Raw genomic sequence first — 13,753 nt, forward strand, 5'->3', positions numbered from 1 at the left:
CGAGATTGTGTTGCGCGGCTCGACAATCCGGCCTGGGGAGGCTCTTGCCGGAATGGTCCGGTGGCCGGATAGCCCGCCACCATACGAGGCGGAACGATGGGTCGCACGATTGCTGATGCAGGGGACCGGCGACCAACCCGCTGACGAACTGGTCCTTGCCTTCCAATACTTGGTGCCGAATACGGCGCGCGAGTGGGAGTTCGCGCTGGCGGTGCCGTTCGAGGCCCCGCTGTCCGTCGGCCCCGGCAATGCCGGGGCGCTGGTCGATGCGGGTATCGAGATCGACGGGCACTCCCGCGGCGCCCAGCGGGCGGTCCGGGTCGATCCGGTACCGGCTCAAGCGGCGGTCCTGGCATCGTTGTCCGGCTTGGGTTTCGACGTCAGAGCTACGCGGATCGAGCCGGGCTGGCTGCGGGGTATGCAGCAGGACCTGCCATTTCACCAGGTGATCGAGTTCGCCGAGTCAGCGCGGTTGCCCGCGCTGACCGCAGTGGAGATCAGCTTCCTCACCGGCGAGGACGGAGTCGAGGTGACGTGGCAGGCCCGCACGGACGGCGGCAAGCGAAGCGGTGGTTTCTACCTCGATCACACCGAGGCGGATGAGGACGAGGTCGCCGCCGTCGTGGCAGCCGAATTGGCCGCCGACTGAGCCGTCGCGGTCGATTCACCGAGACCGAATCGACGTTGCCAGCGGGCCAGGGGACGCGGCGCCCACCAATTGGCGCGGCCGAGCAGGGTCATGAAGGCCGGGACCAGGAGGGTACGAATCAGGAAGGCGTCGACGAGAACCCCGATGGCCAGGCCGAAACCCAACGCGCGCATGAACGAGACCTGGCCCGCGCACATGGCGGCGAAGACGATGATCATGATTGTCGCCGCCGCCGTGACCAGTCGGCCGGTATGAGCCATGCCGAGCGCCACCGAGCGTTCGTTATCGGCGGCGGTGCGTGGCGAGGCGAGCCATTCCTCTCTGATGCGGGCGAGTACGAACAGTTCGTAGTCCACGGCCAATGCGTAGGCGACGCAGGCCAGGAACGGCGGGTTGATCGGGTTGACCGCGCCGGTGGCGGTCGTGCCCAATGCGCCCAGGTGCCCGTCCTGGAAGATCCACACCAGCGCGCCGAGTCCCGCGCCGAGCGAAAGCAGGTTCAGCAGAAAGGCTTTGATCGGCAGGACGACACTGCCGGTCATGGCGAACATCAGGATCAGGGTGATCACCGCGACCAGGAGCAACACCACGGGGATCTTGCTGGTGACCCCGCGCGTGTTGTCGATATCGCGCTGAGCGAGTCCGGTGAACAGAGTCGGCGCGGGCGGGGTGACCCGCTTCAATTCGGCGAGTTGGCGTTTTCCGCTGTCGCTGAACGGGTCTCGGTTGGTGGAGACGGTCAGATAAGCCGCATGACCTTTGAGCGCGGCGCCGAGCGTCGCGGGTCCGATCGAACGCCCCTGGGCGTAAATACCGTTGGGGCTCGCGACCGTGATCACGCCGTCGACATCGGATAGTGCGGCGGCATATCGCGTGACATCGCCCGGTGCGGTGATGCCGTCGGGGATCACAATGACGACCTGTCCGGCGAGATTCTGCTGCGGGAAGTCCGCGCGCAACATATCGCCGGTCTGCCGCACGGACGTCGAGGGTTGCAGCGCGCGGTCATCAGGGAATCCCAGTGTGATGCCCGCCAGCGGTGCGGCCATCACCGTCAGCACACCACCGATGACGAGAACCACCGCGATCGGCCGCCGCGTTGCGAAATGTGCTGCGCGATACCAGAACCGCTGCTCCGGAGGCACGAATCTGGTTGGCGGCCTGCGCAACCATCGGCGCACCGGCGTGCGCAGGTCGAAGGCGTCCAGCCGGGAGCCCAGCAGCACGAGTAGCGCGGGTGCGATCAGCAGCGCGCCGATCAGCGCGAATCCGATCGCGATCGCGCCGCCGAACCCCATGGACCGCAACATGTATTGCGGGAACACCGTCAACACCAGGAACACCGACCCCATGATCAGCGCCGAGAAGGTCACGGTGCGTCCGGCGGTCTGCATGGTGATCGACAATGCCCGGTGCGGTGATCTGCCGGTTCCGATCTCCTCGCGATATCGGCTGACCATGAGCAGCGTGTAATCCACCGCCATCGCGAGCCCGCATGCGGTGGCGACGTTGATGGCGAAACTCGAGACGCCGGTGAACCAGTGCAGCGCCCACAGCGTCGCGGTAGTTCCGGCGATGGCGAAGAACGCCACCAGCAACGGGATGACAGACGCCACCGCGCTGCCGAAAATCCACACCAGGGCAAGGAAAGTCAGCGGTATCGCGATGGTTTCGAGCAGCAGCAGGTCACTGTGGGTCTGCTTCTGCATTTGGCTGAAAACCATGGCCTGCCCACCCGCGGTGACGGTCACGCCGTCTCGGGTACCGAGCAGGGGTTCGACCAACTCGCGGGCGCGCACGGGTGCGTCCACGTCATCGCCGATGATTTGAGCGGCGACCAGGGCCGTGCGGTGGTCTTGGCTCAGCAATGATCCGCTCAGTTGAGTGGGTGTCGTCCAATACGAAATCGGTTGCCGGACATAGGATGAGGCTCGCAATGCGGTGAGAATCGCGTTGCCGCGAGCGGCTGCCGCGGGGCTGTCCGCACCCGCGTCGCTGCTCACCGCCAGAACGATCGGTTCGCCGCCGGCCGAGAAGATCCCCTCCAAAACCTGCTCGGCCCTGGTTGATTCGGCCCCTGGTTCATTGAAGAAGCCTCCGGCCGCCAGTTTCCAGGTGGCGGGTGCGGCGTACACACCGGCGAGTACCAGGAACAGCACTGCCGCGGCGACGATGCGGCGTGGTGATCGCCGTGCGATATCGGCCAATCGTGTCAGGAACATGTGTCGTGCCCTCTTCCCCGTGAGGTCAGCTGTTGTATATCGTTGCGGGGCAGCGGAATCCGCCGCCGGGCAGATCAGGTGCAGATTGGCGAGGTCTGCTGCAGGCTGGCCGCCAGGCCGCACGCCCAGGTGCGTTCGAGTTTCCAGCGACCGTCTTCGGCGACGATCGGCACCTGGGCGGGGCTGGTCTGGCCCGAAAAGCTCAGCGTGGCATCGGCATTGGCGGTGCCGTTGCAGTAGTCGGTGACGTTGTCGATGACGACCGAGAAGTTCGCCTGCTGTAGTGCTGGCAGCATGCGGTTGAAGAGTCCGGGATCTCCGGCCGCGCCTTGAATCAGGTCGACCTTGTCGGCAGTGGGGATGTTCGGGTCCAGGCCCTTGGTCAACAGGCCATTGAGCAGGTCGACGGTGGGGGACCGGGGGTATTTGCCGTGCTGGGTGCAGTCGACGGCGGTGGTAACGGTTGCCTTCGCCGGTGTGTTGTCCTGACCCCCGCAACCGGTGAGAAGCACGGTGGCGCAGGCCAGGAGTGGAAGAGCGGTGGACGCAGGTCGCATGGGTTTTCCTCAGCGCGATCGAATAATTCACATACTCTGAGTCTGAACCATACTTCGAGTCGCTCACATGTCAATAGTCGGTCACGTCCGCGTGTGATTGTCTGGTGCGGTGGTGTCGAAGTGGGTGGGGATCAGCGCGGGCGTAGTCGGATGGGCCGCGACGCTGACGGGAGTTGCCGGAATCGGGCTGCATTTCAGCCGGTCAGAGGCAGAGGTCCTGGTTTTGGCGGCGTCGGGTGCGCCGTATCTGATGGGTGCCGCGCTGGTGGGAACCGTGGCATTCGCGGCCACGCGACGCTGGATCGGCGCGGGCCTGGCAGGTGTCGTCGTGGCCGGTGCGGTGTGGACGCAGGCCCCGCTGTACCTCGGGAATTCAGGCGGGGCGAATGGGCCCGAGGTGATGGTGATGCAATCGAACCTGCTATTCGACGGCGCCGATCCAGCTGCGGTCGTCGAGCGGGTTCGGTCGCGAAACGTCGCTGTGCTCACCGTCAATGAGCTCACACCGGCCGCGGTGGCGGGACTGGGTCGGGCCGGGCTCGACGAGGTATTGCCGTACCGGTACATCTCGCCCGGTAGGACCGCGACCGGGACCGGTATCTGGAGTCGATATCCACTGTCGGACACCGTCGAGTACGACGGGTTCGTGCTGAATCAGCTCTCGGCGACCGCGACTATCCCTGGCGCGGGGCCGGTGTCGATCTACGCGTTCCATCCGGTGCCGCCGGTCTACGGGACTCGGGTGTGGGCGGACGAATTGTCCAGGCTGCGTGCGATTCTCGCGCAGGCGCCTGCGGATCGGCCGGTGATCGCGGCCGGTGACTTCAACGCGACCTACGATCACGCGCAGTTCCGCGCGCTGCTGTCGGAGCGTTTCAGCGATGCCACAGAACAGGCGGGCGCGGGACACCTGGTCACCTATCCCACCGATAAACGATTCCCGGCGCTGGTCGGGATCGACCATATTCTCATCGCGCGGGGGAGCGCGGTCGCCGTCGAGACGGTGAATCTGCCGGGCGCGGACCATCGTTCACTGGTCGCGCGGATTCGCCTCGACCACCCGTAACCTCACTTCCGTTGCGGAAGTGAGGTTTTCGGGATGTCAGCTCAGCGGCGCTGGAACAGGCAGAACGCTTCGGACGAGGCCGCCGCCGAACCGGTGCCGCCGGTCTGGCAGGGGCGGTTGGCATCTCGGGTTTCCAGGTAGAGCGCGTAGTAGTAATCCCCGGTCGACGAATTCGGTGACGTGGCGCTGCACCGGAAGCCGAGAACCTCGCCGCGCACCTGCGTCTTGCCGGCGTACTCGCAGGCCGCGCGGGTCGGGAAGGTCCCGCCGTCGATGGTGCGGGCCTGCGCGGCGCCGGCGGCGAAACCGGTGAGCGCGATACCGGCCAGGGCGAGGGTGATGACCCTGTTCAAAGCGTATGTCCTTCCGTTCCAGCCTGATTCGGCAATAGTGTCGCCGATCGGCCGAACGGTATCAATGGAAATGTCCGAATCACAAACTAGGACTTCGGTTGTGCGCGCAATCCCCTGAGCATGGTGAACGTGACGAGTTCGACGTCCTCGGTGAGCTGTTCGGGATGTTCGGCCAGGGCCACCGTCATCGACGCCTCGGCCAATAGCCGGAAGACCAGCTGCGCGGCGACATCGGTATTCACCGGACGCAATTCGCCGACCCGGGAGAGTTCGGCCAGCATGCCCTCGATCAACGGCATGGCGACGGTGGCGTCCAGCTCGCGGGTGCGCTCGGAGCCGAGCACGCTGGTGGCCTGCCGCAACAGTGCGCGGGTGTCCGGATCGGCGGCATAGCAGGAGATCGCCTGCTGCGCGGCGGCCTCGGCTCGATCCCAGGGGGAGAGGTCGGGCGCGGCGGCGGCCTTGGCGACCTCGAGCATGACGATCCGCTCGGCCTCGAGATACACCTCGGCGAAGACCTGTTGTTTGTCCTGGAAGTGGTGATAGACCGCGCCCTTGCTCAGCTGGGATTCGCGCGCGATGTCATCGACCGAGGTCGTGTCGAATCCGCGCTCCACGAAGAGCTTGCGGGCCGCGTCGAGGATCGCGGTCCTGGTCAGCGCGGCGTACATATCGCGGCGGCTGCCGCCCTTGACCTCACTCACGGTTGGTAATCATACTGAACAGACTCGGAGTCGGTCTGCGACTTACAGTCGGTCACCGGCGTGGAGACGGTCCGGAGCCCTCCGGACCCGAGGGATAGGGGAAACGCGATGAACAGTCGAACTGTGCTGGTGATCGGCGCTGACGGAGTCCTGGGCTCCACCGTCACCGCCGCATACGCCCGCGCCGGATGGCACGTGCTGCGTGGGACGCGCAGATACCGAGGCGACCCGGATTCGGTCTCCGTCGACGTGTCCCGACCCGAAACCATCGGCCCGGCCCTCGCGCGCGCCGACCTCACCGTCAATACGGTCGCCGACGAGGACCTGCGCGCCGAACAATGGGCCCTCGAACACGGTCACCGCATTCTCAATATGGCCACGGTCCCGGTGAACTCGGCCCGCAGACTCCGAATTCGGGCCGCCCAGAGCACTTCTCGCGGCACGGTGCTCCTCAACGCAGGATTGGCGCCGGGGGTGACCAACCTGGTCATCGCCGATATGCTTGCGCGCCACCCGGAGTCGGACACCATCGACTTCGTGATGTGCCTACCGGCGAGCGGTATGGCCGGCCGGGCAGCCGTGCACTTCGTACACGAGAACCTCACCACCATCGGCCAGCACGGCGTCTACAACAAACGCTCCCCCCGCCACGACACCCGCACGGTCACCCTCCCGAACCCGATAGGCACAAAGAAATGCTTCGGCTTCGCCGAACGAGACCGAGCCTGGCTCCTGGACACCGCGGGCGGCCGCACCATCCGCACCTACGCCTACCTCGACCGCCCCCACCTACATCGCCTGGTAATCGCCCTCAACCCCCTCGGCCTCCTCCCGGACATCCCCGAAGCCCCCTTCCACCTCGGACGACACTCCATCCCGCCCCACCCCACCACCGAACCGATCCTGCACTGGATCGCAACCAGCCGACAGGGCACACCCCTCGACATCCGCACAGTCGAATGCGCAGGCGGCTACCAACACGCCGCCCAAGCCGCCCTGATCTTCGGCAACACCCTCCTGCAAACCTCCCCACCCGGCTGCTTCAACCCCGAAGAACTCCTCACCCTGAATTCCCTACACCCCCAACTGAATACGGCCGGAATTCGCGTCACCACGAGAAACCCGGAACCCACCCCCTCCACCGAACCCCTCCCGCGTACGGCCTCACCCCGCCCAGCCAGGACCGCTGCGATCTAACGGCAGCATGGCTGAATGGAGTCGATGACAAAACGGGGGACTGAGTCGGGGTGTGGGGGCGACACCCGGCGGTGGTGTCCGCGAGGCGTGGTCAGGGCGACGTAGGTTGTTCTGGTGCCATCGAAGGGGCGAGTGCCTGTGCCACCGAAGGGATGCGATGACGAACAGTGTTGCCCGTCAGGTACTCCGCAATATGGTCGAGGTGCCCGGTGGCGAATTTGATATGGGCTCGGACGAGTTCTTTCCGGAGGAGCGGCCCGTTCATCGAAAGCGCGTTGATGCGTTCTGGATCGATACCCACCCGGTCACCAATGCCGAGTTCCGCCGTTTCGTCAAGGACACCGGCTATCGCACGGTGGCTGAACGTCCGTTGGATCCCGCTGACTTTGCCGGTGCGGATCCGGCGGAACTGGTGCCGGGCGCGCTGGTCTTCCAGCGCGCCAGCGGGCCGGTCGATCTGAACGACTGGCGGCGGTGGTGGGCGTATGTGCCGGGTGCCGATTGGCGACATCCTCGAGGTCCGGGCAGCACACTCGATGGCCGCGAGCGGCATCCGGTCACCCAGGTCAGTTTCGAGGACGCGACCGCCTATGCCGCATGGGCCGGGAAAGCGCTTCCCACCGAAGCCGAATGGGAATTCGCCGCCCGCGGTGGACTCGACAACGCCGTCTACAGTTGGGGAGACGACTTCGCGCCCAAATCCCGGCGTATGGCGAACACCTGGATCGGCGAATTCCCCTGGCAGTTCCTGCCCGGCCGGGGGCAGTCCGACCAACCCGGTACCACCGCTGTCGGCACATACCCGCCCAACGGTTATCGCCTGTTCGATATGACCGGCAATGTCTGGGAGTGGACGACCGATCTGTTCGCCGCGCACAATCCCACTTCCGCGTGCTGCGCCCCACGGCATCCGGCCGCGATCGTCGAACCCGGTGAACGCTTCCCGCGTCGAGTCGTCAAGGGCGGCTCCTATCTGTGCGCGCCCAATTACTGTCTGCGCTATCGTCCCGCTGCCCGCCAGGGGCAAACCGAGGACACCGCGACCGGGCACCTCGGATTCCGTTGTGTGGTGCGGCAATAGCTCGGGCCGAGTCACCGCGCGGCAGTGGTGTCAGCGGCCCTTCAAGGTTGCTCGGAGCAGATCCTTGTTGAGGCGGCCGATGACGTCCTGGGGGATTTCCTTCGGGCAGGCGAGGGTGCATTCGCCGGTGTTGGTGCAGCCGCCGAAGCCCAGGTCGTCGTGGGTTTCGAGCATGTCGACCACGCGGGAGTAGCGTTCGGGCTGGCCTTGGGGGAGTAGACCGAGGTGAGTGATCTTGGCCGCGGTGAACAACATGCCCGAACCGTTGGGACAGGCCGCCACGCACGCACCGCAGCCGATGCACTCCGCGGCCTGAAATGCATAGTCGGCGTCCGGTTTCGGGACCGGTACGGCGTGGGCTTCGGGGGCGGTGCCGGTGGGGGCGGTGATGTAACCGCCTGCTTCGATGATCTTGTCGAAGGCCGAGCGGTCCACGACCAGGTCCTTGACGACCGGAAAAGCCTTGGCGCGCCAGGGTTCCACCGTGATGGTCTCGCCGTCGGAGAACTTACGCATGTGGAGTTGGCATGTGGTGGTTGCTTTTTCAGGGCCGTGCGGGGTGCCGTCGATGACGAGCGAGCACATGCCGCAGATGCCTTCGCGGCAATCGTGGTCGAAGACTATGGGTTCCTCGCCCTCGGCGGTGAGGTGCTCGTTGAGCACGTCCAAGGTCTCCAGAAATGAAGCGTCGGAGGAGATTTCGACCGGGTAGTCGACCAGGCGGCCCTTGTCGCGGGGGCCGCGTTGCCGCCAGATGCGCAATGTCAGCTTCATGTGGCTGGTCCTGTCTACTTGTAGGAGCGGGTGGTCGGGTGCACGTAGTCGAATTCGAGTGCCTCGCGGTGCAGGGTCGGCGGTGCGTTGTCGCCGCCCCATTCCCATGCCGCGACATAGGAGAATCGCTCGTCATCGCGGCGAGCTTCACCGTCCTCGGTCTGGGATTCGGCGCGGAAGTGCCCGCCCGCGGATTCGGTGCGATGCAGTGCGTCGATCACCATGAGTTCGGCCAATTCCAGGAAGTCGGCGACTCGCCCCGCGCGTTCGAGTGATTGGTTGAGGTCATCGCCCGAACCTGGGACATTGACCCGCTGCCAGAACTCCGCCCGCAGCGCGGGAATGAGTCCGAGCGCCTTGCGCAGACCCTCCTCGGTCCGCTCCATACCGCAGTGCTCCCACATGATGTGCCCGAGCTCGCGGTGAAAGGAGTCGACCGTGCGATCACCCTTGATCGAGAGCAGCGTGTCGACCATCGCGCGAACCCTGTTCTCGGCCTTGCTGATAGCCGCCTCGTCGACCTCCCCGACGGGCCCGCGCGCGAGATAGTCCCCGATCGCGGTCGGCAGCACGAAATACCCATCGGCCAACCCCTGCATGAGCGCGGACGCGCCGAGCCGATTCGCCCCGTGATCGGAGAAGTTGGCCTCACCGATCACGAACAGTCCCGGGATATTCGAGCGCAGGTCGTAATCGACCCAGAGCCCGCCCATCGTGTAATGCACCGCCGGGTAGATCCGCATGGGCATCTCATACGGATTCTCACCCGTGATCCGCTCGTACATCGTGAAGAGGTTGCCGTACTTGGCTTTTACCGCCTCCAGCCCGAGCCGCTCGATCGCATCGGCGAAGTCGAGGTAGACCCCGAGTCCGCCCGGCCCGACCCCGCGCCCCTCATCACAGACGTTCTTCGCCGCCCGCGAGGCGATATCGCGTGGCACCAGATTGCCGAACGCCGGATAGATCCGCTCCAGGTAGTAATCACGCTCAGCCTCGGGGATATCACCGGGTGTGCGTTGATCCCCGGCTCGCACCGGTACCCACACCCGGCCGTCGTTGCGCAGCGACTCCGACATCAGGGTCAGCTTGGATTGATGATCGCCCGACACCGGAATGCAGGTCGGATGGATCTGGGTGAAGCAGGGATTCGCGAAATACGCCCCGTGCTTATGCGCCCGCCAGCTCGCGGTCACATTCGAGCCCATCGCATTGGTCGACAGGAAATACACATTGCTGTAGCCGCCCGAGGCCAGCACGACCGCATCGGCGGTGTAGGACTTGATCTCTCCGCTGATCAGGTCCCGCACCACCACCCCGCGCGCCACCCCGTCGGCCATGATCAGATCCAGCATCTCGTGCCGCGCATGCAATTCCACCGTGCCGAGCTCGACCTGCCGCAGCAGCGCCTGATACGCGCCCAGCAGCAACTGCTGTCCGGTCTGCCCGCGCGCGTAGAACGTGCGCGAAACCTGTGTGCCGCCGAAGGATCGGTTGTCCAGCAGCCCGCCGTACTCTCGCGCAAACGGAACCCCCTGTGCCACACACTGATCGATGATCTGCGTGGAGATCTCCGCGAGCCGGTGCACATTCGCTTCCCGGGACCGGTAATCCCCGCCCTTGACCGTGTCGTAGAACAGGCGGTGCACGCTGTCGCCGTCATTGCGATAGTTCTTCGCCGCGTTGATACCGCCTTGCGCCGCAATGGAATGCGCGCGCCGCGGGGAGTCCTGGAAGCAGAACTGAATGACGCGGTAGCCCTGTTCGCCGAGCGTGGCACCGGCCGAACCACCGGCGAGACCGGTGCCGATGATGATCACCGTCTTCTTCCGCTTGTTCGCGGGATTGACCAGCTTGGCCTCGAATTTACGTGTGGTCCAACGATTCTCGATCGGACCGGCCGGGACGGCGCCGTCGGTGATCGCCGGGCCGATGTCGTAGAACTCGCTCATGATTACCTCACCCATCCGAACGTGACGGCGATCGGAACCGCCAGAAACCCCGCGACCAGCAGTAGCGACAGCGCTGCGGCCAACCGGTCGTATGCGGCGTAGCTGCGACTGCTCGCCAGCCCCAATGTCTGGAACGCACTGCGGATTCCGTGCCGCAGATGCAGGCCGACCAGGATCACCGCCGAGACATAGAACGCCGTGATGTACCACCGAGACGGCTCGAAATCCGCGACGACCTTGGCGAACGGTGTCGCATCAGCACCCTCGGGATTCACCGCGCCCGCGGTCAGATCCAGCAGATGCCAGATCAGGAACAACACGATGATCACCCCGCCGTACCGCATGGTGTGCACCGCGTATCCGCTGGCATGTGACTTCTTCTTGGCCGCGTACTTGACCGGCCGCGCCTGCCGAGCGGTGCGTGCGAGGCTGACCGCCGACCACATATGCAGGATCACACTCGCGGCGAGCATGACCTCCATGGCCGAGAGCAGCCACCGGTGCGGCAGCAGTGGCTCGCCCACCGTGCGCAGCCATTCCGCGTAATGATTGAAATCCGATGCCCCCAGAAAGACTTTGAGATTCCCCGCCATGTGGGCGATCAGGAACAGCACGAGAATGCCGCCCGTCACCGCCATTACGGCCTTCTTGCCCACCGTCGAGCGGTAGAGCGCCGGTATTGCCATAGCCACCAGCGAAAAGTACGTCCGGGCAGTTCAGGCGGTCCAAGTCCGCGCCGCTCTGATCTCCATGGCCGCAGTCTATGAACCAAGCTGCGACGCCAATTACTACGCGCTGTAGCGGAAATTGGCGTGAGGGCTTTCACACGCGTCGCATGATCCTTATCTCTTGGAATCGAAAACCCGAAGTCGGTAGTCCTAGGCTATCGAGTGTGCAGTTGCAGCAATTGTCGTATTTCCTGGCGGTGGCGCAGACCAGGCATTTCACTCGGGCGGCCGAGGTGCTGGGCGTCGCGCAGCCGTCGCTGTCCAAGCAGATCCGGGTGCTCGAACTCGAGCTGGGCGCACCGCTGTTCAGCCGTGCCAGAGGCAATATCACGCTGACCCCGGCCGGTGAGGCGCTGCTGCCATTGGCGAATCGCATTCTGGCCGATGTGGATACCGCACGACTCGAGGTGCAGGAGCTCGCGGGATTGCGGCGCGGGCGGGTCCGGCTGGGAGCCACGCCATCACTCTGCTCGGGACTGCTGGCCGATATTCTGCGCCGCTTCCACGACGCCTATCCCGGTATTCGACTCATTGTGGAGGAGAGCGGAGCTCGCGACCTGGTACGGGATCTGACCAAGGGCGACCTCGATCTCGCCTTGGTGATCCTGCCACTGGCCGAGGACACTCCGCTGGTCACCAGCCCGATCCTGCGGGACAACCTGGTGGTGGCCTCGCAGGCGGGCGATGATTCGCTGCCCGCTCGGTCTCGCATGCGGATAACGGACCTGAAAGACCGGCCACTGGTGATGTTCCGCCAGGGCTACGACCTGCGTGAGGCCACCATCGCGGCATGCCGCCAAGCCGGATTCGAACCGCGTTTCGCGGTCGAGGGCGGGGAGATGGACGCGGTCCTGCGGTTTGTCGAGGTGGGTCTCGGGGTGGCGGTTGTGCCCAGTACCGTGCTGGCGGGGCGGCCCGGTCTGCGCGGGACCCCATTGTCGTTGCACGACAATACAAGTGGGCAGAGCCTGCACCGAACGGTCGCGCTCGCGCATCGCAAGGATGTCGTCCCCACGCACGCCGCGACCGCGTTCCGCGCGACGCTGGAAGGCTTCCTCATCGACGCGGCAGCTGAGGGCACCCTGCCGACCGGCGTCGAATCGCTGCTCTCGGCCGGTCGATTATGAAGTGCGCGAAGGGAATCGGCTCGTACGAGGCGAGCGCTAGCCGAACAGGACCGTGCGCATGAGATAGGCGACGTGCACCTGCGCGCACGCCGGATGCGCCGACCCGAACCGGCGGCCCAGATCGACCACAAGCGCCAGCGCGGAATGCACCAGCAGCCGCGCCTCGGCGGCGGTGAGCTCGGGACGCGCGGCGACCAGCAGCCGCGCCCACTCTTCCACGTTGAGCCGCTGCACATTTCGCAGCAGCGTGCGCTCGGTGGGTTCGACATTGCCGATCTCCGCGTAATAGACGAAGGTCAGCTCCCGTTCCTTGAACGAGCCCGCCACGTACTGCTCGATCAGGGTGGTCAGGGCCTGTTCGGGGGAGGTGGAAGCCGCGACGGCGGGGCCGACCGCGTCGGAAACCAGTTTGGCCGCGCGGCGGAAGGCAGCGGTCAGGATATCGCCCTTGCTACGGTAGTACCGGTACACCGCCGACGGGGCGGGCAGGCCCGACGCCTCGGCGATATCCTCGACGCTCACATTCGGGTAACCGCGTTCGTGGAATAACTCGATTGACTTGCGCAGCAACAGATCCGGAGTGAAAAGCGTGCTAGGGTCCGGCGCCGGTTCGGGCTCGGGCACCGGTACGGGTCCGGGTAGATCACCGTGTGACACAGCCACGCACGCCGCGTGTAATCGGCGGTTCAGGGCTTTCACCGGAAGCGTCACATGATGATCGCCGATGCTGGTGATGATGCTGTAAAGCGACTGCGAAAGAACGGCATTGGAGTCCTCGCTCAGCTCCGGGCGGAGTTCGGCCAGCAACGCCCGCATACCCCGATCGGCGGCAGCCAGTTCCGCACCGAGCTCGCGGCGGTCCTCGGCGGTGAGATAGCGCCCCTGCCAGCGCAGCAGTGCCGCGCTGCGGCGATGGGCGATCGAGGCCGCGATGAGCGAATCGATCATCACGCGCACCCGATCGTCGGGCGGCAGATCCGAATCGCCGGCGGGCAGCGCGACGGCCTGCAGGCATACCGAGCTCAGGCGCAGCATCTCCTCGCGGAAGAGCGCGTATTTACTCGGGTAGTGCCGGTACAGCGCGGTGGAACTGATATCGAGCTGGGAGGCGATCTCCTCCATGCTCACCCCGTGATAGCCGAGCATGCTGAACGCCTCGGCGGAGGTGGCGGCGATCATCGCGCGCCGGTTCTTGGGCCGGCGGCGCACCGGGCGCGGCTGTCCGGAGGCGGCCGCGGCCCCATGATCTTTTCGGTTGGCACCGGCTGACATGGACGCGATGTTACGGCAGCGAACAGCGCTGTTCGGCGTTCTATCGGGAACAGGCTGGATTTGAATGAAAACTC

At 65.4% G+C, this 13,753-nt stretch carries 13 protein-coding genes; 5 read left to right on the top strand and 8 right to left on the bottom strand.

Going from position 1 to position 13,753, the window contains the following annotated elements; translation table 11 throughout:
* Positions 1-115: 115 nt before the first annotated feature.
* Complete coding sequence (locus ACFC0O_RS14450; protein ID WP_375957690.1) at positions 116-649, top strand: sporulation protein; 534 nt, start codon at positions 116-118, stop codon at positions 647-649.
* Here ACFC0O_RS14450 and ACFC0O_RS14455 read toward each other — a convergent pair.
* A complete protein-coding gene (locus ACFC0O_RS14455) occupies positions 586-2,871 on the bottom strand; it encodes an MMPL family transporter (RefSeq protein WP_375957692.1) in 2,286 nt (761 codons plus the stop codon). The two genes, ACFC0O_RS14450 and ACFC0O_RS14455, sit on opposite strands and share 64 nt — an antisense overlap.
* 74 nt (positions 2,872-2,945) lie before the next feature.
* The gene (locus ACFC0O_RS14460; protein ID WP_375957695.1) at positions 2,946-3,428 is read right to left on the bottom strand and encodes a hypothetical protein; all 483 of its coding nucleotides are present in this window, start codon (positions 3,426-3,428) and stop codon (positions 2,946-2,948) included.
* A gap of 112 nt (positions 3,429-3,540) precedes the next feature.
* Between ACFC0O_RS14460 and ACFC0O_RS14465 the strand changes: the two genes are divergently transcribed.
* Positions 3,541-4,494 (top strand): endonuclease/exonuclease/phosphatase family protein, encoded by a 954-nt coding sequence (locus tag ACFC0O_RS14465; protein ID WP_375957698.1) that lies wholly within the window; start codon positions 3,541-3,543, stop codon positions 4,492-4,494.
* Positions 4,495-4,535: 41 nt separating this feature from the next.
* Here the strand turns inward: ACFC0O_RS14465 and ACFC0O_RS14470 are convergent, their stop codons facing one another.
* On the bottom strand, positions 4,536-4,847 hold the full coding sequence (locus ACFC0O_RS14470; protein ID WP_364648190.1) for a hypothetical protein: 312 nt from the start codon (positions 4,845-4,847) through the stop codon (positions 4,536-4,538).
* A gap of 86 nt (positions 4,848-4,933) precedes the next feature.
* Positions 4,934-5,551 (bottom strand): TetR/AcrR family transcriptional regulator, encoded by a 618-nt coding sequence (locus ACFC0O_RS14475; protein ID WP_375957700.1) that lies wholly within the window; start codon positions 5,549-5,551, stop codon positions 4,934-4,936.
* A gap of 108 nt (positions 5,552-5,659) precedes the next feature.
* On the opposite strand from ACFC0O_RS14475, the gene ACFC0O_RS14480 reads away from it, so the two are divergent.
* Complete coding sequence (locus ACFC0O_RS14480) at positions 5,660-6,748, top strand: hypothetical protein (RefSeq protein ID WP_375957703.1); 1,089 nt, start codon at positions 5,660-5,662, stop codon at positions 6,746-6,748.
* Between the two features lie 157 nt (positions 6,749-6,905).
* Positions 6,906-7,829: a formylglycine-generating enzyme family protein gene (locus ACFC0O_RS14485; protein WP_375957706.1), complete on the top strand. Its 924-nt coding sequence runs from the start codon at positions 6,906-6,908 to the stop codon at positions 7,827-7,829.
* A 30-nt stretch (positions 7,830-7,859) separates the two neighbouring features.
* On the opposite strand, the gene ACFC0O_RS14490 is transcribed toward ACFC0O_RS14485, so the two are convergent.
* Genes ACFC0O_RS14490 through ACFC0O_RS14500 form a run of 3 tightly spaced genes read right to left on the bottom strand, consistent with a single transcriptional unit; the run spans position 7,860 to position 11,238 of the window.
* Positions 7,860-8,603: a succinate dehydrogenase/fumarate reductase iron-sulfur subunit gene (locus ACFC0O_RS14490; protein WP_375957708.1), complete on the bottom strand. Its 744-nt coding sequence runs from the start codon at positions 8,601-8,603 to the stop codon at positions 7,860-7,862.
* A gap of 14 nt (positions 8,604-8,617) precedes the next feature.
* Positions 8,618-10,552 (bottom strand): fumarate reductase/succinate dehydrogenase flavoprotein subunit, encoded by a 1,935-nt coding sequence (locus ACFC0O_RS14495; RefSeq protein ID WP_375957711.1) that lies wholly within the window; start codon positions 10,550-10,552, stop codon positions 8,618-8,620.
* Between the two features lie 2 nt (positions 10,553-10,554).
* Entirely contained in the window at positions 10,555-11,238 is a 684-nt protein-coding gene (locus ACFC0O_RS14500) for a succinate dehydrogenase cytochrome b subunit (RefSeq protein ID WP_364648649.1), read from the bottom strand.
* A gap of 206 nt (positions 11,239-11,444) precedes the next feature.
* Between ACFC0O_RS14500 and ACFC0O_RS14505 the strand changes: the two genes are divergently transcribed.
* Positions 11,445-12,407: a LysR family transcriptional regulator gene (locus ACFC0O_RS14505; protein WP_375957713.1), complete on the top strand. Its 963-nt coding sequence runs from the start codon at positions 11,445-11,447 to the stop codon at positions 12,405-12,407.
* A gap of 36 nt (positions 12,408-12,443) precedes the next feature.
* Here ACFC0O_RS14505 and ACFC0O_RS14510 read toward each other — a convergent pair whose 3' ends face one another.
* Complete coding sequence (locus tag ACFC0O_RS14510) at positions 12,444-13,679, bottom strand: TetR/AcrR family transcriptional regulator (RefSeq protein ID WP_375957716.1); 1,236 nt, start codon at positions 13,677-13,679, stop codon at positions 12,444-12,446.
* Positions 13,680-13,753 lie beyond the last annotated feature (74 nt).

It is taken from the genome of Nocardia sp. NPDC056100 (assembly GCF_042266325.1).
In the GTDB taxonomy this organism is placed as follows: Bacteria; Actinomycetota; Actinomycetes; order Mycobacteriales; family Mycobacteriaceae; genus Nocardia.